This is a genomic window from Streptomyces sp. NPDC019224, assembly GCF_040632605.1.
Lineage (GTDB): Bacteria > Actinomycetota > Actinomycetes > Streptomycetales > Streptomycetaceae > Streptomyces.
Genome location: NZ_JBEYCF010000003.1, coordinates 208,657 through 233,892 on the forward strand (window position 1 = coordinate 208,657; position 25,236 = coordinate 233,892).

The 25,236-nt window shown below is 73.2% G+C and carries 19 protein-coding genes and 1 riboswitch; of the genes, 11 read left to right on the top strand and 8 right to left on the bottom strand.

Annotated elements, in window-relative coordinates; genetic code table 11:
* Nucleotides 1-176: 176 nt before the first annotated feature.
* The gene (locus tag ABZ564_RS03575) at nucleotides 177-686 is read left to right on the top strand and encodes a DoxX family protein (RefSeq protein WP_360848777.1); all 510 of its coding nucleotides are present in this window, start codon (nucleotides 177-179) and stop codon (nucleotides 684-686) included.
* A 156-nt stretch (nucleotides 687-842) separates the two neighbouring features.
* Here ABZ564_RS03575 and ABZ564_RS03580 read toward each other — a convergent pair whose 3' ends face one another.
* The gene (locus tag ABZ564_RS03580) at nucleotides 843-2,153 is read right to left on the bottom strand and encodes a PspC domain-containing protein (RefSeq protein ID WP_360848780.1); all 1,311 of its coding nucleotides are present in this window, start codon (nucleotides 2,151-2,153) and stop codon (nucleotides 843-845) included.
* 197 nt (nucleotides 2,154-2,350) lie between these two features.
* Between ABZ564_RS03580 and ABZ564_RS03585 the strand changes: the two genes are divergently transcribed.
* Nucleotides 2,351-3,649, top strand: coding sequence for a PspC domain-containing protein (locus tag ABZ564_RS03585; protein WP_360848783.1), 1,299 nt, complete (start codon nucleotides 2,351-2,353; stop codon nucleotides 3,647-3,649).
* On the top strand, nucleotides 3,633-4,337 hold the full coding sequence (locus ABZ564_RS03590) for a response regulator transcription factor (protein WP_360848786.1): 705 nt from the start codon (nucleotides 3,633-3,635) through the stop codon (nucleotides 4,335-4,337). Before ABZ564_RS03585 ends, ABZ564_RS03590 begins: the two co-directional genes overlap by 17 nt.
* An 18-nt stretch (nucleotides 4,338-4,355) precedes the next feature.
* Here ABZ564_RS03590 and ABZ564_RS03595 read toward each other — a convergent pair whose 3' ends face one another.
* Together ABZ564_RS03595 and ABZ564_RS03600 are read right to left on the bottom strand one after the other, a co-directional pair.
* Nucleotides 4,356-5,132 (bottom strand): GNAT family N-acetyltransferase, encoded by a 777-nt coding sequence (locus tag ABZ564_RS03595; protein WP_360848789.1) that lies wholly within the window; start codon nucleotides 5,130-5,132, stop codon nucleotides 4,356-4,358.
* Nucleotides 5,133-5,173: 41 nt separating this feature from the next.
* Nucleotides 5,174-6,220 carry an NlpC/P60 family protein gene (locus ABZ564_RS03600; protein WP_360848792.1) on the bottom strand — a complete coding sequence of 349 codons (1,047 nt, stop codon included), beginning with the start codon at nucleotides 6,218-6,220 and terminating at the stop codon, nucleotides 5,174-5,176.
* Nucleotides 6,221-6,530: 310 nt separating this feature from the next.
* Between ABZ564_RS03600 and ABZ564_RS03605 the strand changes: the two genes are divergently transcribed.
* The gene (locus ABZ564_RS03605) at nucleotides 6,531-6,884 is read left to right on the top strand and encodes a hypothetical protein (RefSeq protein WP_360848795.1); all 354 of its coding nucleotides are present in this window, start codon (nucleotides 6,531-6,533) and stop codon (nucleotides 6,882-6,884) included.
* 46 nt (nucleotides 6,885-6,930) lie between these two features.
* On the opposite strand, the gene ABZ564_RS03610 is transcribed toward ABZ564_RS03605, so the two are convergent.
* Nucleotides 6,931-8,127, bottom strand: coding sequence for an NlpC/P60 family protein (locus ABZ564_RS03610; RefSeq protein ID WP_360848798.1), 1,197 nt, complete (start codon nucleotides 8,125-8,127; stop codon nucleotides 6,931-6,933).
* Nucleotides 8,126-8,276, bottom strand: a riboswitch (cyclic di-AMP (ydaO/yuaA leader). It overlaps the preceding gene by 2 nt.
* Nucleotides 8,277-8,437: 161 nt before the next feature.
* Between ABZ564_RS03610 and pcrA the strand changes: the two genes are divergently transcribed.
* Nucleotides 8,438-10,876, top strand: coding sequence for a DNA helicase PcrA (gene pcrA / locus ABZ564_RS03615; protein ID WP_360848801.1), 2,439 nt, complete (start codon nucleotides 8,438-8,440; stop codon nucleotides 10,874-10,876).
* Nucleotides 10,877-10,936: 60 nt separating this feature from the next.
* On the opposite strand, the gene ABZ564_RS03620 is transcribed toward pcrA, so the two are convergent.
* Together ABZ564_RS03620 and ABZ564_RS03625 are read right to left on the bottom strand one after the other, a co-directional pair.
* On the bottom strand, nucleotides 10,937-12,439 hold the full coding sequence (locus tag ABZ564_RS03620; RefSeq protein WP_360848804.1) for a peptidoglycan DD-metalloendopeptidase family protein: 1,503 nt from the start codon (nucleotides 12,437-12,439) through the stop codon (nucleotides 10,937-10,939).
* Nucleotides 12,440-12,638: 199 nt separating this feature from the next.
* The gene (locus ABZ564_RS03625) at nucleotides 12,639-13,493 is read right to left on the bottom strand and encodes an alpha/beta fold hydrolase (RefSeq protein WP_360848807.1); all 855 of its coding nucleotides are present in this window, start codon (nucleotides 13,491-13,493) and stop codon (nucleotides 12,639-12,641) included.
* Between the two features lie 338 nt (nucleotides 13,494-13,831).
* Here ABZ564_RS03625 and ABZ564_RS03630 point away from each other — a divergent pair, with 338 nt between their 5' ends.
* Entirely contained in the window at nucleotides 13,832-14,245 is a 414-nt protein-coding gene (locus tag ABZ564_RS03630; protein WP_136203612.1) for a cobalamin B12-binding domain-containing protein, read from the top strand.
* A 285-nt stretch (nucleotides 14,246-14,530) separates the two neighbouring features.
* Here ABZ564_RS03630 and ABZ564_RS03635 read toward each other — a convergent pair whose 3' ends face one another.
* Nucleotides 14,531-16,291 (bottom strand): DUF5691 domain-containing protein, encoded by a 1,761-nt coding sequence (locus ABZ564_RS03635; RefSeq protein ID WP_360848811.1) that lies wholly within the window; start codon nucleotides 16,289-16,291, stop codon nucleotides 14,531-14,533.
* A gap of 29 nt (nucleotides 16,292-16,320) precedes the next feature.
* Entirely contained in the window at nucleotides 16,321-17,793 is a 1,473-nt protein-coding gene (locus tag ABZ564_RS03640; protein WP_360848814.1) for an SWIM zinc finger family protein, read from the bottom strand.
* Between the two features lie 129 nt (nucleotides 17,794-17,922).
* Between ABZ564_RS03640 and ABZ564_RS03645 the strand changes: the two genes are divergently transcribed.
* The 5 genes from ABZ564_RS03645 to sucD all read left to right on the top strand — a co-directional run bounded on the left by ABZ564_RS03645 (nucleotide 17,923) and on the right by sucD (nucleotide 25,218).
* On the top strand, nucleotides 17,923-19,035 hold the full coding sequence (locus tag ABZ564_RS03645; RefSeq protein WP_360848817.1) for an AAA family ATPase: 1,113 nt from the start codon (nucleotides 17,923-17,925) through the stop codon (nucleotides 19,033-19,035).
* Complete coding sequence (locus ABZ564_RS03650; protein WP_360848820.1) at nucleotides 19,032-21,428, top strand: DUF5682 family protein; 2,397 nt, start codon at nucleotides 19,032-19,034, stop codon at nucleotides 21,426-21,428. The genes ABZ564_RS03645 and ABZ564_RS03650 overlap by 4 nt, the downstream gene beginning before the upstream one ends.
* 338 nt (nucleotides 21,429-21,766) lie before the next feature.
* A complete protein-coding gene (locus tag ABZ564_RS03655; protein WP_360848905.1) occupies nucleotides 21,767-22,906 on the top strand; it encodes a VWA domain-containing protein in 1,140 nt (379 codons plus the stop codon).
* Nucleotides 22,907-23,130: 224 nt separating this feature from the next.
* Nucleotides 23,131-24,312, top strand: coding sequence for an ADP-forming succinate--CoA ligase subunit beta (sucC, locus tag ABZ564_RS03660; RefSeq protein ID WP_360848823.1), 1,182 nt, complete (start codon nucleotides 23,131-23,133; stop codon nucleotides 24,310-24,312).
* A gap of 21 nt (nucleotides 24,313-24,333) precedes the next feature.
* Nucleotides 24,334-25,218: a succinate--CoA ligase subunit alpha gene (sucD, locus tag ABZ564_RS03665; protein ID WP_073964355.1), complete on the top strand. Its 885-nt coding sequence runs from the start codon at nucleotides 24,334-24,336 to the stop codon at nucleotides 25,216-25,218.
* Nucleotides 25,219-25,236 lie beyond the last annotated feature (18 nt).

The window sequence follows — 25,236 nt, forward strand, 5'->3', positions numbered from 1 at the left end:
TGCCGTGACCCGCACCCTGTGAAACCGGACCGCGCCGCGACCCTCACCCTGTGAAACCGGCCCGTGCCGGCCCCTTTCGCCGGGTTCGTACGTAAGGTCGGGTGGCGGGCCGTACGTCCGGTGGCAGCGGCCGGGCGGTCGCACGGCACGGCACGGCCGCGGAAGGCGGGAGCAGCATGTACGGGTACGGCGGTAACAGGCGGGGCCTCGGCGAGGCCAGGAGCCTGCGGGACCTGGCGCGGGAGCACGCTCTGCTGCCGCTGCGGATCTTCCTCGGCGTCACCTTCCTCTACGCGGGACTCGACAAGCTCACCGACAGCGCGTTCTTCCACGCCGCCGGCCCCGGGTCGATCGGCGGGCAGATGCACGACCTCCGGGACTCCGCCGCGATCCCCGGCCTCGTGGACCTGGCGCTCAAGAGCCCCTCCGGCTTCGGGTACGCCATCGCCCTCGGCGAGCTGGCCGTCGGCATCGGCACCCTCCTCGGCCTGTGGACCCGGATCGCCGCGCTCGGCGGTGCCCTGATCTCGCTGAGCCTGTGGCTGACCGTCAGCTGGCAGGTCTCCCCGTACTACCTCGGCAACGACCTGATCTACCTCATGGCCTGGCTCCCGTTGCTTCTGGGCGGGGCAGCCTCGCTCTCCGTGGACGCGCTCCTCGCGGCGCGACGGCGACGGATCCGGTAGCTGATCCAGGTGACCCAGGCGGCGGCCCACAGGCCGCCGCTGAACAGCGCGATGAAGAACTGCGGCGGCGCGTCCCACAGGCCCGCCGCGTCCGCCGCGTACCCGCCGGCCAGGGCCAGCATCACCAGACCCGTGACGGCCCGGCCGGGCCGGAACTCATGACGCGGCACGGTTGACCTCCATCTGTCCGTAGTCCACTTCCAGATCGAGCTCGATCGTGCCGCCGGGGGCGCCGTCCCCGGTCGGCGCCAGCGTCCGACGCTCGTCCTGCGAGGTGCGGATGTCCAGGTCCCCGTCGTGGCGCCCGTCCACCACCACGAGCGCGCCGACCCGGGTCCGCGCGTGCACCCGGACGGTGACCTCAGGCGGGACGTGCACCAGCACCCGGCCCGCCCGGGCCTCCACCCGGGTCCGTACGGTGTCGCCCTTCGGCACGGTGATCCGGGTCAGGTCCAGCTCGGCCTGCCCGGAGCCGACCGCGTAACGCGGCTGCACCGAGGCGACGGACGCCGGGCGCCACTCCTCGCGCACCCAGTGCGTGCTGATGTCCTTGGGCAGCGTGGCGGCGCCCGCCAGCAGTCCGGCCGTGATCATCGCCAGCAGCAGCGTGCCGAAACCGGTCCGCCCGACGAACGCGCTGACCAGCATCGCGAGACCGAACACCGCGAGCGCGGCGGCGAGCCCGATCTCCAGGCTCGTACCGAGCGGCTGGGAGTCCCAGCTCAGCCCCGTGCCGAGGCCGCCCGCCAGCAGGGCGGCCAGGAACGCCGGGCCGGCTATGGACCTCGGACCGCGCACCTCCCGGGACCGGGACGGCGGCGGGCGGAACGGCGCGTCGGGCGTCGCCCCCCGCGGCTCCCCACCGACCGCCGCGTCCGGCGGTCCCCACAGATAGCCGATCGCCACCTTGCCCGTCGACCCGTCCTTGATGATCGGGTCGCGCCACCAGGAAGGCCACGACAGCGTCGGCGGCGCCATGACCTCGGGCGGTGCGTCCGACGCGGCCTGCGCGGCCGCCTGGTGCAGCGGATCCTCGGGGTCGGCCGTCTTACGGGCCTGCGTCCACATGGAGAAGCCGAGGACCGCGATCGACAGCATCGCGGAGAAGGCGAGCGTGCCGCCGTTGCCCAGCATCGACAGGAACAGACCGCAGCCGATCAGCGCGCACAGCACCGCGCTCAGCGACGCCAGCTCGACGCGTCCCGACAGCAGCCGGCGCGCCTCGTTCTCGTCCTCGCCCTCCACCGGTATCAGCAGCCAGGCGAAGCCGTAGAAGATCAGCCCGAAGCCACCGGTCACGGAGAGCACCCCGACCACGATCCGGAAGATCACCGGATCGACGTCGCAGTACCGGCCGAGTCCGCCGCACACCCCGGCCACCACCTTGTGCCGCGGGCTGCGGTGCAGGCGCGGTGTGGGCGCGGAGGGCGGTGCGGCGCCGGGCGGCGCGTCCTGAGGAACGGTCATGGCTCCATGGTGACCGGCGCCGCGCCCCTCCGGGACCCGCCCCGACCCTGGCCGGTCCCTGATATTGGTGCACCCCGGCCTCAGGGACGCCGGGGGTAGTCCCGCCCTCCCGCCCCCATGCCGTCCCCGGTGTCTCAGGGTCGAACTGGGGGCCGACCCTGATGTCGCCACCCGCACGCGCATGTGACGATCGGGGCATGCCAGCCGCCACCGCCCGAGCCGCAAGCTCCCACACCCCCGCCCCGGAGGAGCCCCCGCTGCGCAAGTTGTACCGCAGCGCCGACGGCAGGCTGCTGGGCGGAGTGGCGCGCGGGCTCGCCGGACACCTCGGACTGCCGGTCGCCTGGGTGCGGTTCGTCTTCCTCGGCCTGTTCTTCGCGGACGGCCTCGGCGCCCTGCTGTACGCGGTGTTCTGGATCGTGGTCCCGCTCGGCGTCGGCGGCGTGGACGGGCCGAAGTCCGTCTTCGAGACCGCCCCCGACGGCACCCGCAGGCTGCGCAAACCCGACAAGGGCCAGGTCTTCGCCCTCATCGCGCTGCTCGTCGGCGCCGCCGTCTTCGTCGGCAACGTCGACATGGGCAGCAAGGCCGACCGCTACATCTGGCCGAGCCTCCTCATCGGCGCCGGCTCCGTCCTGGTGTGGCGCCAGGCGGACAACGCCCGCCGCGCCCGCTGGATGGAGGTCGGCCGCCGGCGCCGCGTCCTGCAGCTGGCCCGCGCCCTGGCCGGAGTCGCCCTCGTCGGTCTCGGCCTCGCCGTCTTCATGGTCGTACGCGGCTCCGCCGCCCAGCTGGGCAACGTCCTCACCGCAGCCATCGCCGTGCTCACCGGCATCGCCCTCCTCGCCGGCCCCTACCTCGTGCGCATGACCCAGGACCTCTCCGAGGAACGCCTCATGCGCATCCGGGCCCAGGAGCGCGCCGAGGTCGCCGCCCACGTCCACGACTCCGTGCTGCACACCCTCACCCTGATCCAGCGCAACGCCGACGACGCCGGCGAGGTCCGCCGGCTGGCCCGCGCCCAGGAGCGCGAGCTGCGCAACTGGCTGTACAACCCCGAGGGCACCGGCAAGGACGAGGACGACGAGCCGGAGACCCTGGCCGAGGCGGTCAAACGGGCCGCCGCCGAGGTCGAGGACAAGCACGGCGTCCCGCTGGAGGTCGTCGTGGTCGGCGACTGCCCGCTCGACGAGAAGCTGGCCGCACAGATGCAGGCCGCACGCGAGGCGATGGTCAACGCCGCCAAGTACGGTGGCGAGGGCGGCGCCGTCCAGGTCTACGCGGAGGTCGAGGGCCACACGGTCTTCGTCTCCGTGCGCGACCGGGGCCCGGGGTTCGACCTGGACTCCGTACCGGGGGACAGAATGGGCGTACGAGAATCGATCATCGGCCGGATGCAGCGCAACGGCGGTACCGCCCGGCTGCGTTCGGTGCCCGGCGGGGGCACCGAGGTCGAGCTTGAGATGGAGAGGACGAGCGATGAACGGCACCAGTGAGGCGACCGGCGACCATGAGGGCCCGGAGCGCCGGGTACGAGTCGTGCTCGTCGACGACCACCGGATGTTCCGCACCGGCGTACAGGCCGAGATCGGCCGCACCGAGGAGACCGGCGTCGAGGTCGTCGGCGAGGCGGCCGACGTCGACCAGGCGGTCACCGTCATCACGGCGACCCGCCCCGAGGTCGTCCTCCTCGACGTCCACCTCCCCGGCGGCGGCGGCGTCGAGGTGCTCCGCCGCTGCGCGCCCCTGATGGGCGCCGCCGAGAATCCGGTGCGCTTCCTCGCGCTGTCCGTCTCGGACGCCGCGGAGGACGTCATCGGAGTCATCCGGGGCGGCGCCCGGGGCTACGTCACCAAGACGATCACCGGCACCGACCTGGTCGACTCGGTCTTCCGGGTCCAGGACGGCGACGCGGTGTTCTCGCCCCGCCTGGCCGGCTTCGTCCTCGACGCCTTCGCCTCCACGGACGCGCCCCCGGTCGACGAGGACCTCGACCGGCTGACCCAGCGCGAGCGCGAGGTCCTGCGGCTGATCGCCCGGGGCTACGCGTACAAGGAGATCGCCAAGCAGCTGTTCATCTCGGTGAAGACGGTCGAGTCCCACGTCTCGGCGGTGCTGCGCAAGCTCCAGCTCTCCAACCGCCACGAACTGACCCGCTGGGCGACCGCCCGCCGGCTGGTCTGAGCCCGGCGGGCGCGGGCCTCAGACCGTGCCCGGGGCCGCCGGGTCGAGCGAGATGTTCAGCTTCTCGCCGACCCTGCGGTAGCCGATGGACGCGTAGATCCGCTCGACACCGGCATCGCCCGGCTCCAGCCACACCACCCGGCAGCCCCGCTCGAACGCGGTGCGCGTCAGATGCGCGGAGAGCGCGGCCCCGATGCCCCGGCGGCGGAACTCCGCGCCGACCGCGAGGCCGGCGAGCTCGCTGAGGCCGTCGACCGGGACCGAGCAGCCGCCCGCGCCCGCCGGTGTGCCGCCGAGGGTCGCGAGCGCGGCGACCCCGCCGCCCGCGACCGCGTTGCGCAGCCACTCGGCCGTGCCGTCCTCGGGCTCGCCCTCCCCGCCGTAGCCGAGGTGCTGGACGAGCGCGGCGGCCGCGAACTCCGCTTCGGTGGCGGGCTCCACGACGACCAGGCCGGCCACCGGCTTCGGCTCCACCAGGCCGCCCGGGGCGCAGGCGAGGACCGGGGCGCGGTTCTCGGCGGTGAACCCGGCGGCGAGCAGCGCCGGTTCGACGGCGGGCGCCCAGCCGGGCAGGAACTCCAGGCGGGGCATCCGGTCCCGCTCGCGGAAGGCCGCTATGAGCGCCTCGAGTTCGCCCGGAGTCGGCTCGGCGTGCTGGTCCGGGATCGCGTAGTTGGCGTACTTCAGCGACCAGTTCGGGTTGTAGCGGATCACGAACGGCCCGATGCGGACGTGGTCCGAGGAGCGCAGCGCGAGCGTACGGGTGTGGGTCTGGACGTCGGCGTCCATCGGCATGCGCGGGTGTCCTTCGGGCCGTTGGGTTCGAGGGCCGGAGCCTATGACACCCGGGTCGCCCCCGCGAAGGGCATTTCGTCGATGGGCGCCACGCGGACCGGGGCTCCCGGGCGCGGGGCGTGGATCATCCGCCCATCGCCGATGTACAGGCCGACATGGGTGACGCCCGAGTAGAAGAACACCAGGTCACCTGGTGCCAGCTGGGACCGCGGGACCCGCTGCCCGGCGTTGATCTGGGTGTACGTGGTCCGGGGGAGCGAGACGCCCGCGGAGCGCCAGGCGGCCTGGGTGAGGCCGGAGCAGTCGAAGGAGTGGGGCCCGGTGGCGCCCCAGACGTACGGCTTGCCCAGGGCGCTGTACGCGAAGGCGACGGCCTGGGCGGCGCGTGCGCCCCGCGCGGCGACGGCGCCGCGCGGGGCGCTGCGGTCGGCGTGGCCGGGGCCGCGTCCGCCCTCGGACGCCTCGTAGGCCGCGCGCTCGGCGGGAGTGAGGCGGGCGAGCAGGCGGCGGGCCTCGGCGAGCTTGGCGCGGACGGTCGCCCGGTGCTCCTTCAGGGCGGCCTGCCGGGCGGCCAGCTCGGTCAGTTTCCCGGAAGCCTCGGCGCGTACCTGGGCGATCTCCGCGACCTGGCGCCGCACCGAGCGCACCTCGGTCGCCCGGCGCTCACCGGCCCGCTCCGCGTAGGTGGCGCGGCGCAGGTACTGGTCGGGGTCGGAGGAGAGCGCCAGCTGCACGGAGGGGTCGAGGCCCGCGGAGCGGTACTGCGCGGCGGCGTACGCGCCGAGCACGTCGCGGGCGGTGTTGAGGCGTGCGGTCCTGCGGGCGGCTTCGTCGCGCAGGGCGTCGACCGACTTGGCGGCGGTGGTCGCCTCGGTCTTCGCGCCGTTGTACTTCTCGGTGGCGGCCTCCGCCTCCCGGTACAGCCGGTCCACCTGGGCCTTGACCTGTGCGGCGGTCGGCGCCGGGTCGGCGTGCGCGGCTCCCGGCAGCACGGCGGCCGTCGCGGCCCCCGCCAAGGCGAGGGTCGCCGCGGTGCGGGCCGCGGAGCCGGTGGAGAGGCGCTGCCTGGGTTTGCGATGCGCTGCCACGGGGGCGGGCGTCCTTCCGTGCGACTGCCCGGCGGGGTCTACCGGCGGGCTCCTTCGGTGGTCCGGAGAGGACGGCGCCTGGGGCCGGCCACCGGGAAGGGACGCTAATCCGAGGTAACGGAAAGGTGTCGCTATGGCGGTTATTGCCCGTTCTTGGCGTGGCATTGTCGCCGGATGGCCGCGCATGGGGCATGAGTGACCGGAAAAATTGCCGCACATGCAGGCAAAAAGTGCATTCATCATTCAAGCGGCCAGGAAGCCCTACCCTGCCCGCGAGGTGACGGAACCGGCGGCACTAGGGTGCGGAACCATGCGCGTACTCATCGATTTCGTGGTCGCCCTGCACATCATCGGCATCGCCGCCCTGCTCGGCGGCTTCCTCGGCCAGATGAAGGCGATGAAGGCCGGCACCGCCCGGTTCGTCCCCGGCATGCTGCACGGCGCGTTGACCATGCTGGTCACCGGGGTCGCCCTCGTCGGACTCGACCAGGCCGACGACCACCCCGTGAACAACGTCAAGATCGGGATCAAGCTCCTGATCCTGGTCGTCATCCTCGGGATCGTCTACGTCAAACGGGACGAGGAGAAGGTCGAGAAGGGCCTCTTCGCGGCAGTCGGCGCCCTGACCCTCGCCAACATCTTCATCGCCACGCTCTGGACCTGAGAACCGGCGGCGGCCGGCCCGTGCGCGGGCCGGCCGCCTTCCCCGCTCAGGCCGGGCGCACACTCCCGTAGATCGGCATGTAGTAGATCGACTCCTCGCGCACATTCGCCCCGGGCTTCGGCGCGTGGATCATCATTCCGTCGCCCTTGTAGATCCCGACGTGGCTGATGTCGTCGTAGAAGAACACCAGGTCACCGGGTTGAAGATCCTCCGTGGCGATCCGGGTGCCGACGTTCACCTGGTCCCAGGTGGTACGCGGGATGTCGACGCCCGCCGCCTTCCAGGCCGCCTGCGTCAGCCCCGAGCAGTCGTACGAGGAGGGGCCGGTCGCTCCCCAGACGTACGGTTTGCCGATCTGCGCCCGGGCGAACGCGAGGACCTTCTCCGCCTTCGTCGACGCACTGCTGCCGGAGCCCGAACCGGAAGCGGAATCCGAACCGGAAGCGGAATCCGAACCCGAACCGGAAGCGGAACTCGAACCCGTCTCCGTACCGCCGTCGCCCGGCTCCTCGGCCTTGCGCTCGGCCTCCTTCCTGGCGGCGGCCTGCCTCTGCGCCAGTTCCTCCGCCTTGCGCCTGGCCTCCGCCTCCTTCTTGCGCTCCAGCTCCGCCAGGCGCGCCTTCTCCTCGGCGGTCAGCTTCGACAGCAGCGTCCGGGCCTCGGTCAGCTTCTTCTGGACGTTCTGCTTGCTGGTGCGCAGCGCGGTCTGCGCCTCGGTGAGGGTCTCCAGGCTCTTCACGGCCTCGGCCCGCTGCTTGGACGCCTTCGCCTGCTGCGTACGGAACTCCGTGACCGCCCGCTGCTGGCGCTCGGCCATCCGGTCCATGAGATGGGTCTGGTCGAAGAACGACTGCGGGTCGTCGGCCAGGAAGAAGGTGGCGGTCGGCGCGAGGGCGCCGTCGCGGTACTGGGCCGCGGCGTAGTTGCCGAGCGTCCTGCGGGCGTCGTTCAGCTTCGCGGTGCGCTTGGCCACGTCGTCCAGCAGCGTGTCGACCCTGGTCCGCTGCTTGTCCGCGGCCTCCTTCGTCTGGTTGTACTTCTGGGTCGCGGTGCCCGCCTGCCGGTAGAGGTCGTCGACCTTCTTCTGCACGTCCTCGATGCTCGGCTTCGGCGCCGGGGCGGCCATCGCGCTCTGCGAGGACAACAGGGTCACCGATGCCAGCGCGGCCGAGGTGAGCCCGAGGGCGGGGGCGGTGGCGCGCACCCGGGTGCGCGGTTTGCGATGCGACGCCAAGGCCGGCATCTCCTTCCGTGGACCGCCTACCGGGTTAGCTGTCGGGTTCGGGCGGAACGGAAGGCTGCCCTACGGTCCCGTGGGGGCGGACCGATTCACCCCGGTGATGCGTGTGGGTCCCCGGTTCCGGGCGAGCCCGGATTCGGCGTGGGGGCCCGCTCGGCGTGGGTCGCCTCTGGGGGTACGGGCCGTCCGAACGAGCACGCTAGCCAACTCATGGGGCCGCTGTGAAGGTTGGTGTTCGATATGCCCGATACATTTCCGTGACCTTCTCGGAGCGGGGCCGGGTGTCGGTCGGGAGCTTTAGACTCGGACAGCGATGAGCAGCCTCTTTGACGACAGTTTCCTGGCCGGCCTCCAGCACGAGGAGGACGGGCCCCCGCCGCCCCCCGAGGACTCCGCGCCCGAAGCGGTGCCGGAGGACCTGTTCGCGGGCATGTTCGACGGGCCCCCGCCGTCGCGTGACGCGTACTACCGCGACGGCGCGCACCGCCCCGTCATCGATCCCGAGGCCCTGCTCGACGGCCTGAACACCGAGCAGCGCGCCGCCGTCGTGCACGCCGGGTCGCCCCTGCTCATCGTCGCCGGCGCCGGCTCCGGCAAGACCCGGGTCCTCACCCACCGCATCGCCCACCTGCTGGCCGAGCGGGGCGTGCACCCCGGCCAGATCCTGGCGATCACCTTCACCAACAAGGCCGCCGGCGAGATGAAGGAACGCGTCGAGCAGCTGGTCGGACCCCGGGCCAACGCCATGTGGGTCATGACCTTCCACAGCGCGTGCGTCCGCATCCTGCGCCGCGAGTCGAAGAAGCTCGGCTTCACCTCCTCGTTCTCGATCTACGACGCGGCCGACTCCAAGCGGTTGATGGCCCTGGTCTGCCGCGACCTGGAGCTGGACCCCAAGCGCTACCCGCCGAAGTCCTTCACCGCCAAGGTCTCCAACCTCAAGAACGAGCTCATCGACGAGGAGACCTTCGCCGGACAGGCGAGCGACGGTTTCGAGAAGACCCTGGCCCAGGCGTACGCGATGTACCAGGCCCGGCTGCGCGAGGCCAACGCGCTGGACTTCGACGACATCATCATGACGACGGTCCACCTGCTCCAGGCCTTCCCCGACGTCGCCGAGCACTACCGCCGCCGCTTCCGCCACGTCCTGGTCGACGAGTACCAGGACACCAACCACGCCCAGTACACCCTCGTACGGGAGCTGGTCGGCCCGGTCGGCCCGGAGGACGCGCCCGCCGAGCTGTGCGTCGTGGGTGACGCGGACCAGTCGATCTACGCGTTCCGGGGCGCGACCATCCGCAACATCCTCCAGTTCGAGGAGGACTACCCGGACGCGACGACGATCCTGCTGGAGCAGAACTACCGCTCCACCCAGACGATCCTGTCCGCCGCCAACGCGGTCATCGAGCGCAACGAGAGCCGCCGCCCCAAGAACCTCTGGACCAACGCCGGCACCGGCGCCCGCATCACGGGCTACGTGGCGGACACCGAGCACGACGAGGCGCAGTTCGTCGCCGAGGAGATCGACCGCCTCACCGACGCGGGCGACGCCAAGGCCGGTGACGTCGCCGTCTTCTACCGGACGAACGCGCAGTCCCGTGTCTTCGAGGAGATCTTCATCCGCGTCGGCCTGCCCTACAAGGTCGTCGGCGGTGTGCGCTTCTACGAGCGCAAGGAGGTCCGGGACGTCCTGGCCTACCTGCGGGTCCTCGCCAACCCCGAGGACACCGTCCCGCTCCGCCGCATCCTCAACGTCCCCAAGCGCGGCATCGGCGAGCGAGCCGAGGCGATGATCGACGCGCTCTCCCTGCGCGAGAAGATCACCTTCCCGCAGGCGCTGCGCCGCGTCGACGAGGCGTACGGCATGGCCGCCCGCTCCGCCAACGCCGTGAAGCGGTTCAACACGCTGATGGAGGAGCTGCGCACGATCGTCGAGTCCGGTGCCGGTCCCGCCGTGGTGCTGGAGGCGGTTCTGGAGCGTACGGGCTATCTCGCCGAGCTCCAGGCGTCCACCGACCCGCAGGACGAGACCCGCATCGAGAACCTCCAGGAGCTCGCCGCCGTCGCCCTCGAATTCGAGCAGGGCCGGGGCGAGGAAGAAGGCACGGGGACGCTGGCGGAGTTCCTGGAGCAGGTCGCGCTCGTCGCCGACTCCGACCAGATCCCCGACGAGGACACCGACGGCTCCGGCGTCATCACGCTGATGACCCTGCACACCGCGAAGGGCCTCGAATTCCCGGTCGTCTTCCTGACCGGCATGGAGGACGGCGTCTTCCCGCACATGCGGGCGCTCGGCCAGGTCAAGGAACTGGAGGAGGAGCGCCGCCTCGCGTACGTCGGCATCACCCGCGCCCGCGAGCGGCTCTATCTGACCCGGGCGGCCATGCGCAGCGCCTGGGGCCAGCCCTCGTACAACCCGCCGTCGCGGTTCCTCGAGGAGATCCCGGACCAGCACCTGGACTGGAAGCGCAGGGGCCCGATGGCCGCCCCGGCAGGTCCCACGGCGGGCATCACCTCGTCGCTCTCCGCCTCCCGCGCCCGCTCCGGCCCCTCCGGCTTCGCGACCCGGCGGACCTCGGACAGGCCGACGATCACCCTGGTGGCGGGCGACCGGGTCACGCACGACCAGTTCGGCCTCGGCACGGTGACGGCGGTCGAGGGCGTCGGCGACCAGGCGAAGGTCACGGTCGACTTCGGCGACGACCGCCCGAAGAAGCTGCTCCTGCGGTACGCGCCGGTGCAGAAGCTCTGAGACACGCGTAACGGCCGGAGCCCCTCGGGGCCCCGGCCGTTACGGCTGTCTGTCGCCGGCTCAGGTGGGGTTGACGCCGTGGCCGCGCAGCCACGGCAGCGGGTCGATCGCCGCGCCGCCGCCGGGCCGCACCTCGAAGTGCATGTGCGGGCCGGTCGAGTTCCCGGAGTTCCCGGAGTACGCGATGACGTCGCCCGCCTTGACCTGGCCCGAGCGGATACGGGTGCTGCTGAGGTGGCAGTACCAGGTCTCCGTGCCGTCGGCCATGGTCACGATGGCCATGTTGCCGTAGGCGCTGTTGTACTGCGTACGGACCGTGCCGTCGGTCGCCGCCATCACCGGGGTCCCGTACTGGACCGGGAAGTCGATGCCCGTGTGCACGGACATCCAGTTGACGCCCGCCTGGCCGAAGTACGCGCTCAGGCCGTGCTGCTCGACCGGGATCACGAACTTGGGGCGCAGGGCCTCCTTGCGGGCGGCCTCCTTCTCGCGCTTCTTCCTCTCGGCCGCCTGCCGAGCCTTCAGGTCGATGCGCTCCTGGGTGCGGCTCGCGCGGTCCGCGAAGTTCTCCGCGTCGGCGCTCAGGTTGGCGAGCTGGTTGTCCAGCGCGTTGTTGGCCGCGACCGGTTTGACCGTGCCGGGGTCGGCGGCGGCCATGGTGGTGGTCGCGTCCTTCTTCGTCTCGTCCCCGCCCATGCCGCTCACGGAGGCGGCGGCGATGCCCGCCACGCTCATCACGCAGGCGGAGGGAACGGCGACGGTGAGGAGGGCGGAGCGCTTCGCCGGGCTACGCCTGCGGCTGCGGCGGACGGGACGGCCGGCGGGGCGGTGGTGCGCGTCGGCCGGGGCGGCGAGGTCGGGGTGCTCGTTGGCGTGGCCGTCGGGGCCGGGGTCGGACTCCGCGTGGCCGTCGCCGGTGCCGTGCGTCTCGTGCGGATCGGCGCCGGGCCCGTATGCCTTGTGGGGCTCGTAGGTCCCGTACGCCTCCTGCGCCTCGTACGTGTCCGCCGGGGCGGTCTGTTCGGCTCCGTTCGAGGCGGCCGGGCTTTGCATGTTTTGCCGAGCGTGCTCGGGTGTGGCGCCGGTGTTCCAGGCCGTGGCGTCGTACGCGCCGGTGTCGTACGACCCGGTGTCGTCGGCCTGCCAGGGGGAAGGCGTGTTCCAGGCGGTGGTGTCCCACTGCCCGGAAACCTCCGGGGAGCCGCCCTGGGCCGGGATGCCGGGGGCGTAGCTCTCTGCCGGCAGCCAGGTGGCGCCGGTGTCGTACGTGGGGGAGGCGTCGTACCGCAGGTGCTGCTGGGCTTGGTCCGCGTAGACCGGGTAACCGGGGAAATGGCCGTGCTCGGCGGCCTGGTGAGCACCCGTGTCCCACTGGGTGGTGTCGTGCGAGCCGCTGTATTCGGCCTGCCGGCCGGTGTACGGGCCGCCGTAGCCCGCCGCGGTGTCGTACGAGCCGCCGTAGGTGCCGGGGAAGGAGCCGAAAAGCGGGTCACTGTCGAAGCTGTCCGTGGAGTGACCGTCGCATCCGGCGTACTCGGCGGCGTGGGGGTGCTGGTCGTTCACCAACTTCTCTCTCGCCTCGGCAGCAGGACCAGTCCGGGGCGTGGGGTCCCGGGGCTGTGCAGTGGCCGCGACTGTACCCGGCGGTATCCGCCGTCGACAATCTTCGACGGCGCCGTGAGGCTGGGGAAAAGGGGCAATCGGCCGTCTTTCGGCGGCGCACCCACAGAGCCTTGGCTCTATGTTCGAAATTTGTTCGGTTTCAGGCGACGGATGCCGGGCCGGTGGCTCCGGTGGACCCGGAAGCGGGCTCCGCCGTGTCGAGCGCCTGGCGTACGGCGGCCGCCACCGCCGGGTGCACCGGCAGTGCGAGGTGCCCGATGCCGCTGACGCGTACGTTGACCGCGTCGAGGTCCGGGTGGTCGACGCAAGCCGCCTCGGCGGGGACGATCACCCGGTCCAGCTCGCTCCAGAAGCTGACGAACCGGGTACGGCAGCCGGGCGCGGGCAGCCGCAGTTCCTCGATGGGGGCCGAGCCGGCGCGCATCTGGCGCACGATGGGCAGGGTGCCGGCCAGCGGGGCGACGGCCGTGCCGGCGTGCGGGGTCCCCAGCGTGACAAGGACGCGGACCCGATGATCACCGGCCAGTCGCTGCACGTAGTACCGGGCGATGAGCCCCCCGAGGCTGTGCCCCACGATGTCGACCCGGTGGTGGCCGGTGCGGGCGCAGATCTCCTCGATGTGCCGGCCCAGCAGCTCGGCGGCCGTACGGATGTCGCTGGTCAGCGGGGAGTAGTTGAGCGACTCCAGATGGCGCCAGCCGTGCCGGGCCAGCGAGCGGCGCAGCAGGACGAAGACCGACCGGTTGTCGATGAAACCGTGCAGGAGGACCACGGGTGGCCGGTCGGTCTCGTCGGCGGGCGGGATGCGGGCGTCGGCGCCGGTGTCATCGGAGGCCGGGGGTGTCCGGGCGGCAGGGGCCCGGCCCGGGTGTCGTCCACCGGTGATGCCGGTGGGATACAGCAGGGCGTGCCCGGCGAGCACCACGAGTTCCAGCGCGGTCGCTCTCAGCAGTGCGGTCGGCGGTGAGGGAAACGGCAGGCTGGGGGTCTTCATGGTCGGCCTCCTGCTCCGGTGTCCCGGGCGCTTCGTCTGCCCGGGAGGGGCGCCACGCCGGAGGTCCGTGCGGACGGGGTCCGTGGTGGACGGAGGCCCGTACCACCGTGCCGTGCGGCTGACGGCGCGGTGATACGGCGACCCGATGCGGCTCCCCGGGCGCCCGGCCCCACACGACGAATCCGCCGCGGGCCCTGGAACCGGTGCCCGTGAACAATGTCCCATGTGTGATTTCCCCCTCCCGGCTCACCGCGAAACGGCGGCTTGCGGGATGCTGTGGATAACGTTCGTTCACATCCCCGGCCCTTCAGGCACGGGAGACGCAGGTGGAGGCAGTGATGGGTGTGACCGGTCCGATCCGTGTGGTGGTGGCCAAGCCGGGCCTCGACGGCCATGACCGCGGGGCGAAGGTGATCGCGCGGGCCCTGCGCGACGCCGGTATGGAGGTCATCTACACAGGGCTGCACCAGACGCCCGAGCAGATCGTCGACACCGCGATCCAGGAGGACGCCGACGCGATCGGCCTCTCGATCCTCTCGGGCGCGCACAACACGCTCTTCGCGAAGGTGATCGAACTGCTGAAGGAGCGCGAGGCGGAGGACATCAAGGTCTTCGGTGGCGGCATCATCCCGGAGGCGGACATCGCCCCGCTGAAGGAACAGGGCGTCGCGGAGATCTTCACTCCCGGCGCGACGACCACCGCGATCGTCGACTGGGTCAACGCGAACGTCCGCCACCCGGCAGAGGCGTAGCCGGGCCGGGGCCCGGTGGCTCGCCCGGACGGCCGGGCCGGGCCGGGACGCCGCGCCCCATGAGCGGTGGGGCCCGTGCTCGCATGGGGCGGCGGGGGCTGTGCCCGCATGGGGCGGCGGGGGCTGTGCCCGCATGGGGCGGCGGGGGTCTGCCGGGCTGGAAAGTCTCACCGGCCGGCCGGGCGGGCGCGCCGCACGCTCGCCGGTCCCGTGCGGGCAGTGGCCGGGTTGCGCCCCCCGGCGGGGTAAGGCCGGCCGCGCCGGGGCCGCGGCCGGCCGGTGGGATCAGCGTTCCGGGACCGCGGACAGCTCGCTGTCCATCGTGGCGCGTAGGCGCAGCGTGGAGACCAGGCGCTGGAACGCCTCCGACCAGTAGCCGTTCGCGCCCGGGGAGGCGTCCGCGGGTTCGGCGGGAGTCGTGGTCAGGACCTCCAGGCGGCTTGCCTCGGCCGGGTCCAGGCAGCGTTCGGCGAGGCCCATGACGCCGCTGAAGCTCCACGGGTAGCTGCCCGCGTCCCTGGCTATGTCGAGGGCGTCGACTACGGCCCGCCCGAGCGGCTGGGCCCACGGGACCGGGCAGACCCCCAGCAGCTGGAACGCATCCGACAAGCCGTGCGCGGCGACGAAGTCGGCCACCCACACGGCCCGTTCGTCCGGGGGCAGTACCGCCAGAAGCTTCGCCCGCTCGGCGAGGGAGGCCGTGCCGGGGCCATTCGTCGGGGGTGTCGACGGCGGACCGAGCAGCGCCCGCGCCCACGCGGCATCGCGCTGCCGCACGGCAGCCCGGCACCAGGCCGCGTGCAGTTCCTCGCCCCAGCCGTCCGCCACCGGCAGCGCCACGATCTCCTCCGCGCCGCGCCCGCCGAACCGCGCCGGCCAGACGGAGAGCGGGGACGCCTCCACCAACTGGCCCAGCCACCAAGACCGTTCGCCCCGGCCGGACGGCGGGAGCGCCACCACCCCGTCGCGCTGCATCTCCTCGTCGCACTCGTGCGGCGCCTCCACCGCGACGAACGGCTCGTCGCCGGTGAGCCCGGGGCTCACGCAGGACAGCGCGCGGTCCGCCATCCGGCGGGCGAGGGCCGAACCGGGCAGGGCGGACAGCAGCTCGGCGGCGGTCGCCCGGACATTGCGGCTGCGGTCGGCGAGCGCCGTCTCCAGGAACTCCTCGTCCGCGGCGGACAGGCCGGTGCGCAGCGAGTCGACGAACATCAGCCGGTCCTCGGCCCGTTCCGTCTTCCAGGTGGTGGCCAGCAGGGCGCGGGCGGCGTCCGCGTCACGCGCCCGTACGGCCCCGAGCAGCGCGATCCGCTCCGCGAACAGGCCCTCCTCCCACAGCCGACGCACGGCCTCCGGGTCGTCCGGCGAGGGCAGCAGCGCGCTGCCGGACGCACCGCGCAGCGCGAACTTCCACTCCGGGTTCAGCCCGGCCAGCCACAGGCCGCGCGGCCCCGCGAACTCCAGTGTCTGCGGGCGCAGATCGGTCCTGGCCCGGGCCGCGTCCAGCAGGGCGGGCAGGGCGGAGTCCGGTGCCCGGTAGCCGTGGACGTTGGCGGTGGCCAGCCACTGCGGGATCAGCTCCGTCAGGTCCGGGGCCGTACCCCGTCTGCCGCCGGAACCCGCCGCCCGGTCCGCGAGGAGCTGGGCCAGCCGGCCACGGGCGGCCTCCGGCAGGGGTGGCCGGGGATCGTCGGGCGCGGCCGCGGGGAGAGGGGACGCGGCGGCGGGCAGCAGTCCCGCCCGGCGGCGCACGGTGTGCAGCGCGGCGGCGTCCAGCAGTGCGGCGGCGGTGCCGTCCGGGCCGGGGCCGGAAGCGCCCCCCGGCGGCCGGCGGTCCGTGCCCAGCAGGGCCGAGGTGACGAGCTCCTCCCACGGCGTGGCCGCCGGCACACCGGCGAGCCCGCCGGGGGCGGAAGCGGGTCCCGCATGCGCGACGGCCGGGTGCGCCGGTCCGGCAGCGGCGGCCACGGGTTCGGCAGCGGCGGCCACCGGTCCGGCGGGTGTCGGTGCGGTGGGTGAGGTGGGTGGGGTGGTCGTGCGGGGCATCGCTCCTCCTTCGGAGCCGTACTACGGAGTCAGATGAGCGCTACGGTCTCGACGCCTGCGGGCCCGGCGGGCACGGGCACAGCCGCCCCGGCCCCGGAAGCCGGGCGGCTCACGGGCACGGGCACGGCCGCCCCGCCCGCCGCGGAGACCGCGGGCCACGCCGCGAGCGGGTCGAAGCCCCGGTGGCCGCACTCGCCGAAGACCGTCAGCGGGGCGCCGCCCGAGACCGCGACGAGTTTCCAGAGGGCCGGCCGGTGCAGCGCGGCGGCGGTGACGGGCAGGGCCTCCCGGCCCCGCGCGTCCACCAGCTGCCAGCCGTCCGGCGCCGGCACGGGTATGACGTCGCGCAGGGTCACCGGCCAGGACTCCAGCCACGGATCGTCACCCAGGGCCCGCCCGTACGCGGCGATCGCCTCGGTGACCGTGACACCCGGCGGGGGCGTAACGGCGGGCTCCGGCACGCCGAAGCGTTCGCCCAGCTCGGCCCGGAGCTGCCCGGAGCCCGGATGGGGCGTCAGCTCGGCGTCGATCGTGACGCCCACGGGCAGGGCCTGGGCGGGGGAGCGGCCGGCCGCCCCGAAGGACAGCAGCAGGGCCGTGCGGCCCGACTCCTCGCCGTACAGCCAGATGCGGCGGGTGACGATCTTGCCCTCGGGGGTGTCGTACTGGGCGAGGACCAGCCAGCGGTCGCGGACCGGCGGCCCCTCCGGGGAGGCCGGCAGCCCCACCCGGGTGCGGACCGTGGCCGCCAGTGCGGGCGGCAGCCGGTCGCGGCCCAGCCACGCCGAGTCCAGCAGATGGAGCAGCGCGCACTCCTCGAGCAGCCGCACCGGCCAGCCGGGCCCGGACGCCGGGACGGCGCCCAGCTCCCGCACCCGGCCCGCGAGGCCGGGCGCCTGCGCGTCGACCATGCGGGCCGCCGTCTCCTCCCACAGCCCGTACCCCGACTGCTCGGCCGCCGCGAGACCGCCGCGCAGCAGGTCGGTCAGCCGCTGCTCCAACTCCCGCGCCCCGCCGCCGATCCGCTCCGCGCGTCTCTCCGCCCGCTTGCGCGCGGCCTCCGGATCGGCGGGGCCGCCACCCGCCCCGTCACCCCCGGCGGGCCGTGCCTTCGTCTCCGCGCGGGCGCGGCGGCCGGCCAGCCACTCCTCCGCCCAGTCCGGCGGCGTCCCGGCGGGCACCGCCGCGTCGTCGGACGCGCGGAGCAGCAGCAGGCCCAGCGCGTGCTTGCACGGGAACTTCCGGCTGGGGCAACTGCACCGGTAGGCCGGACCGGTGGTGTCGACCACCGTCCGGTAGGGCTTGCTCCCACTGCCCTTGCACAGCCCCCACACCGCACCCGTCACATCCCACCCGGTGTCCGACCAGGAGCCGGCCGCACCGAGCTTGTTCCCCGCCTTGCGTGAGGCGTCGTCAGGAGCCAGGGCCAGTACCTGCTCCACCGTCCAGCGCGCGGCCGAGGCAGCGGCGCCCAAGGGTTCTCCCCCGTCAGTCAGCAGCATGCCAACGACGTTAGGCCGCCCCACTGACAATCGCCCTGACCTGCGCAAAGGCCGATTGTCAGTGCCATGGTGCACGGTGGAACCACATCCGGCCGACCGATCTGGCGACCGAACCGGAGGGGGAGATCCATGACCATGTCCGAAACCACCGAAGCAGGCGCCGGCGAGGCCCTGCGCCCGCACGCCGAGGACGCCTTCGCCGACGAGCTGAAGGCGCTCGCCGCAGCCGACGACCGCCCCAGGCCCGAGCGTTGGCGCCTGTCGCCCTGGGCCGTCGCCCTGTACCTGCTCGGCGGCACCCTGCCCGACGGCACCGTCATCACACCCAAGTACGTGGGCCCGCGCCGCCTCGTCGAGGTCGCCGTCACCACGCTCGCCACCGACCGGGCGCTGCTCCTCCTCGGCGTCCCCGGCACCGCCAAGACCTGGGTCTCCGAGCACCTGGCGGCCGCCGTCAGCGGCGACTCGACGCTGCTCGTCCAGGGCACGGCGGGCACCCCGGAGGAAGCCGTCCGCTACGGGTGGAACTACGCGCAGCTGCTCGCCCACGGCCCCAGCCGCGACGCGCTGGTACCCAGCCCGCTGATGCGCGCCATGTCCCAGGGCATGACCGCCCGCATCGAGGAACTGACACGCATTCCCGCCGACGTGCAGGACTCGCTGATCACGATCCTCTCGGAGAAGACCCTGCCCCTGCCCGAACTGGGCCAGGAGGTCCAGGCGGTGCGCGGATTCAACGTCATCGCCACCGCCAACGACCGCGACCGGGGGGTCAACGAGCTGTCGAGCGCGCTGCGCCGCCGGTTCAACACCGTGGTCCTGCCGCTCCCCGCGACCCCGGAGGCGGAGGTCGACATCGTCTCCCGCCGTGTCGACCAGGTCGGCCGTTCGCTCGACCTGCCGCCCGCCCCCGACGGACTCGCCGAGATCCGCCGCGTCGTCACGGTCTTCCGCGAACTGCGCGACGGGGTCACCACCGACGGCCGGACCAAGCTCAAGTCCCCCTCGGGGACGCTCTCCACGGCCGAGGCCATCTCCGTCGTCACCAACGGCCTCGCGCTCGCCGCCCACTTCGGGGACGGCGTGCTGCGCCCCGGGGACGTCGCGGCCGGCATCCTCGGCGCGGTCGTCCGCGACCCGGCGGCGGACCGGGTGATCTGGCAGGAGTACCTGGAGACCGTGGTGCGCGAGCGAGACGGCTGGAAGGACTTCTACCGCGCCTGCCGGGAGGCGTCCGCATGAGCGGCACCCGCGCTTCGGGGCCGCTGCTGCTGGGAGTGCGGCACCACGGCCCCGGTTCCGCCCGCGCCGTCCGCGCCGCCCTCGACGCGGCGAACCCCCGGGCGGTGCTCATCGAGGGCCCGCCCGAGGGCGACGCGCTGCTGCCGCTCGCTGCGGACGGGGAGATGCGGCCCCCGGTCGCCCTGCTCGCCCACGCGGTGGACGACCCCGGCCGGGCGGCGTTCTGGCCGTTCGCCGAGTTCTCCCCCGAGTGGGTCGCGATCCGCTGGGCCCTGGACCGGGACGTGCCCGTCCGGTTCATCGACCTGCCCGCCGCGCACTCGCTGGCCATGGAGGGGCCGGACCGGGGCGGCGCCCCCGGGGACGAGGAGGACGGGCAGCCCGTCGCCGTTCCCGTCGACCCGATCCGGGTGCTGGCGGAGACGGCGGGGTACGACGACCCGGAGCGCTGGTGGGAGGACGTCGTCGAACACCGTGTCCCCGGCAGGGGCGAGGCGGCCGGCCCGCTCGCGGCGTTCGCCGCGCTCGGCGAGGCGATGACCGCGCTCCGCGAGGCGTACGGGGACGGCGGACACCCCAGGGACGCGGTGCGTGAGGCGTACATGCGCATCCAACTGCGCACAGCGGCCAAGGAGTTCGGTGACGACTTCGCCGTGGTCTGCGGCGCCTGGCACGTCCCCGCCCTGCGGACGCGCACGACGCTCACCGCCGACCGGGCCCTGCTCAAGGGACTGCCCAAGGTCAAGGCCGAACTGACCTGGGTGCCGTGGACCCACCGCCGGCTCGCCCGGCACAGCGGATACGGCGCCGGGATCGAGTCGCCCGGCTGGTACGAGCACCTCTTCGCCGCCCCGGACCGCCCGGTCGAGCGCTGGATGACGAAGGTCGCCGGACTCCTGCGCGACGAGGACCGGTTCGTCTCGTCCGCCCACGTCATCGAGGCCGTCCGGCTCGCCGGAACGCTCGCCGCGATGCGCGGCAGGCCGCTCGCCGGGCTGAGCGAGACGACCGACGCGATCCGGGCCGTCATGTGCGACGGCTCCGACGTCCCGCTCGCGCTCGTCCACGACCGCCTCGTCGTCGGCACCGCGCTGGGCGAGGTCCCCGACACCGCCCCCGCCGTCCCCCTCCAGCGCGACCTCACCCGGCAGCAGCGCACCCTGCGGCTCAAGCCGGAGGCGGACGAGCGGGAGATCGAACTCGACCTGCGCAAGGACACCGACGCCTCCCGCAGCCGTCTGCTGCACCGGCTGCGCGTTCTCGGGATCGGCTGGGGCGAACCGGCCGCCGGCCGGGGGAGCACCGGCACCTTCCGGGAGAGCTGGCGGCTGCGCTGGGAGCCCGAGCTGTACGTGCGCGTCGCGGAGGCGGGCGTCTGGGGCACCACCGTGCTCTCCGCAGCCACCGCCCGCGCCGAGTCGGACGCCCTGGCGGCCACCGCGCTCGCCGAGGTGACCGCGCTGGCCGAACGCTGCCTGCTGGCCGACCTGCCCGACGCCCTGCCGGTCGTGATGCGGGCCCTCGCCGACCGTGCCGCGCTCGATTCCGACGTCGGCCACCTCGCGGACGCCCTTCCCGCCCTGGCCCGCACCCTGCGCTACGGCGACGTCCGCGCCACGGACACCACCGCCCTCGGCGAGGTCGCCGCCGGGATCGCGGAACGGATCTGCGTAGGTCTGCCGCCCGCCTGCACCGGGCTCGACACCGAAGGGGCCGAGGCGCTGCGCCGCCAGGTGGACGGCGTCCACACCGCGATCGGGCTGCTCGCCGGCGCCGTCCCTTCGAGCGCGGACGGGCTGCGCGAACGGTGGCGCGCCGTGCTGCACAAGCTCACCGTCCGGGACACGGTCGCCGGCGTGATCCGGGGCCGGGCCGCCCGGCTGCTCCTGGACGAAGGCGACCTCGACCAGGACACCGCCGCCCGGCTGATGGGCCTCGCCCTGTCCCCGGGCACCCCGCCGGCCGACGCCGCCGCCTGGATCGAGGGCTTCGTCGGCGGGGCGGCGGGCGGCGGCATGCTCCTCGTCCACGACGAACGGCTGCTCGCCCTGGTCGACTCCTGGCTCACCGGCGTCCCCGCCGACACCTTCACCGACGTGCTGCCCCTGCTGCGCCGCACGTTCTCGGCGTACGAACCGGGCGTACGGCGCACGCTGGGCGACCTCGTCCGCCGCGCCCCGGTCGCCGGCGGGGCCCCGGGGACCGGTTCCCCGGCGGGCGCGGGTGAGACCGCCCCGGGCTTCGGCCCGGTCCTGGACGCGGCCCGCGCGGACGCGGTGGTCCCGGTCCTGCGCCTGCTGCTCGGCCTGGACGCACGGGCCGCTGCGGCGGAGACCCCGGCGGACCCCGCCCCCGCCCACCACGACGACCCGCACCTGGGGGAAACGGCATGACGACCACCACCACCCCACCGGCCTCGGACAGCGAGCCCCGCGCCACCACGGCCCGCACCACCGCCGCCAACACGCCCCGCGCCACCACGGCTCCCGGCAACGCGCCCCGCACCACCGCCGACGCGGCCCGCAACATCACGGCCTCGGGCAGCGCGGCACCCGCCACCGCCACCGCCCCCGCCACCGACGCGCCCCGCGCCACCCCGGCCTCCGGGAACGCCGCCACCCCGCCCCCCGCGCACGCCGCCACCGCGCCCCCTGCCGACACCGCCGTACCCGCCCCCGCCACCCCCGCCCGCACGGACGCCGCCCGCGACGAGCGGCTGCGGCGCTGGCGGATGGTGCTGGGCGCCGACAGCGAGGAGAGCACCGGCCGGGGGCTCACCGGACGCGACGCCGCGATGGACGGGGCGCTCACCGCGCTCTACGGGAACGGAGGACGCCCCGGCGGCCGGAGCGGCGCCAGGCGCTCGGCCGGACTCGGCGCCTCCGCGCCCTCCGTGGCGCGCTGGCTCGGCGACATCCGGACGTACTTCCCCAGCTCCGTCGTCCAGGTCATGCAGCGCGACGCCATCGACCGCCTCGGCCTCTCCGCGCTCCTGCTCGAACCGGAGATGCTGGAGGCCGTCGAGGCGGACGTGCACCTCGTCGGCACGCTGCTCTCCCTCAACAAGGCCATGCCCGAGACGACGAAGGAGACCGCCCGGGCCGTGGTCCGCAAGGTCGTCGAGCAGCTGGAGAAGCGGCTCACCACCCGCACCCGGGCCACGCTCACGGGCGCGCTCGACCGGTCGGCGAAGATCGCCCGCCCCCGCCACCACGACATCGACTGGGACCGCACGATCCGGGCCAACCTCAAGAACTACCTGGAGCTGCCCGGCCAGGACGGCGCCGGCACGGTCGTACCCGAGCGGCTCATCGGCTACGGGCGGGCCGCGCAGTCCGTGAAGAAGGACGTCATCCTCTGCATCGACCAGTCGGGTTCGATGGCCGCCTCCGTGGTCTACGCGTCCGTGTTCGGAGCCGTGCTCGCCTCGATGCGCGCCCTGCGGACCCGGCTCGTCGTCTTCGACACGGCGGTCGTCGACCTCACCGACCAGCTCGACGACCCCGTCGACGTCCTGTTCGGCACCCAGCTCGGCGGCGGCACCGACATCAACCGGGCCCTGGCCTACTGCCAGTCCCGGATCACCCGGCCGGCCGATACCGTCGTCGTGCTCATCAGCGACCTGTACGAGGGCGGCATCCGCAACGAGATGCTGAAGCGGGTCGCTGCGATGAAGGCGTCGGGCGTGCAGTTCGTGACGTTGCTCGCCCTCTCCGACGAGGGCGCCCCGGCCTACGACCGCGACCACGCGGCGGCCCTGTCCGCCCTCGGCGCCCCCGCCTTCGCCTGCACGCCGGACCTCTTCCCGGACGTGATGGCCGCCGCGATCGAGAAGCGGCCCCTGCCGATACCGGACAAGGAGCCCGCCTGACGAGGCGCCCGCGCCCCACCGGGGCGATTCTGTGACCGTAATCACCGCCCAGGTGTGATCTGCGATTTATGGTCACGCCGGGCTCGGGGATAACCTGCGAGATGGACATGCCGCGTATCCGGTCACCGTGTGCGCCTTCCTAGTGACACCGCAGTCACGTTGCCCCTCGCGGCACGCCCACGCAGAAAACCAACCGCGAGACCATTGATAAGGGACGGACGCGCGTGGACCTGTTCGAGTACCAGGCGAGGGACCTCTTCGCCAAGCACGGTGTACCGGTGCTGGCCGGTGAAGTCATCGACACGCCTGAGGCAGCCCGCGAGGCGACCGAGCGGCTGGGCGGCAAGTCGGTCGTCAAGGCGCAGGTGAAGGTCGGCGGCCGCGGCAAGGCCGGCGGCGTGAAGCTGGCGGCGAACGCCGACGAGGCGGTCGCCCGCGCGACCGACATCCTCGGCATGGACATCAAGGGCCACACGGTCCACAAGGTGATGATCGCCGAGCTGTCGCCGGAGATCGAGGCGGAGTACTACGTCTCGTACCTCCTGGACCGCACCAACCGCACCTTCCTGGCCATGGCCTCGGTGCAGGGCGGCATGGACATCGAGGAGGTCGCGGAGAAGACCCCCGAGGCCCTCGCGAAGGTCCCGGTCAACGCCGTCGACGGCGTCGACATCGCCAAGGCCCGCGAGATCGTGGCGCAGGCGAAGTTCCCGGCCGACGTGGCCGAGGGTGTCGCCGAGGCCCTGGTCACCCTGTGGGACACCTTCGTCGCCGAGGACGCCCTCCTCGTCGAGGTCAACCCGCTGGTGAAGACCAAGGACGGCCGCATCCTGGCCCTGGACGGCAAGGTGTCTCTCGACGAGAACGCCGACTTCCGTCAGCCGGGTCACGAGGAGCTCGAGGACAAGGCCGCGGCCAACCCGCTCGAGGCCGCCGCCAAGGCCAAGAACCTCAACTACGTCAAGCTCGACGGCGAGGTCGGCATCATCGGTAACGGTGCCGGTCTGGTCATGTCGACCCTGGACGTCGTCGCGTACGCCGGCGAGAAGCACGGCAACGTGAAGCCCGCCAACTTCCTCGACATCGGTGGCGGCGCCTCCGCCGAGGTCATGGCGAACGGCCTGGAGATCATCCTCGGCGACTCGGACGTCAAGTCCGTCTTCGTCAACGTCTTCGGTGGCATCACCGCCTGCGACGAGGTCGCCAACGGCATCGTCCAGGCCCTTGAGCTGCTCAAGACGAAGGGCGAGGACGTCACCAAGCCCCTCGTCGTGCGTCTCGACGGCAACAACGCGGAGCTGGGTCGCAAGATCCTCTCCGACGCCAACCACCCGCTGGTCCAGCGCGTGGACACCATGGACGGCGCGGCCGACAAGGCCGCCGAGCTCGCCGCGGCTGCGAAGTAAGGAAGAGGGACTCAGACCACCATGGCTATCTTCCTCACCAAGGACAGCAAGGTCATCGTCCAGGGGATGACCGGCGCCACGGGCATGAAGCACACCAAGCTCATGCTGGGCGACGGCACCAACATCGTCGGCGGCGTGAACCCGCGCAAGGCCGGCACGACCGTCGACTTCGACGGCACCGAGGTACCGGTCTTCGGCTCCGTCGCCGAGGCGATGGAGAAGACCGGCGCGGACGTGTCCGTCCTCTTCGTGCCGCCGGCCTTCGCGAAGGCCGCCGTCATCGAGGCGATCGACGCCGAGATCCCGCTCGCCGTCGTGATCACCGAGGGCATCGCCGTCCACGACTCGGCCGCCTTCTGGGCGTACGCCGGTTCGAAGGGCAACAAGACCCGGATCATCGGTCCGAACTGCCCCGGCCTGATCACCCCCGGCCAGTCCAACGCCGGCATCATCCCGGGCGACATCACCAAGCCCGGCCGCATCGGTCTCGTGTCCAAGTCCGGCACGCTGACCTACCAGATGATGTACGAGCTCCGTGACATCGGCTTCTCGTCCGCCGTCGGCATCGGTGGCGACCCGGTCATCGGCACGACGCACATCGACGCCCTCGCGGCGTTCGAGGCGGACCCCGAGACCGACCTGATCGTCATGATCGGCGAGATCGGCGGCGACGCCGAGGAGCGGGCGGCGGACTTCATCGCGAAGAACGTCACCAAGCCGGTCGTCGGTTACGTCGCGGGCTTCACCGCCCCCGAGGGCAAGACCATGGGCCACGCCGGCGCCATCGTCTCCGGCTCCTCCGGCACCGCCGCGGCGAAGAAGGAGGCCCTCGAGGCCGCCGGCGTCAAGGTCGGCAAGACGCCGACCGAGACCGCCAAGCTGGCGCGCGAGATCCTCGGCGCCTGACGCCGCGCCGCGCGTCCG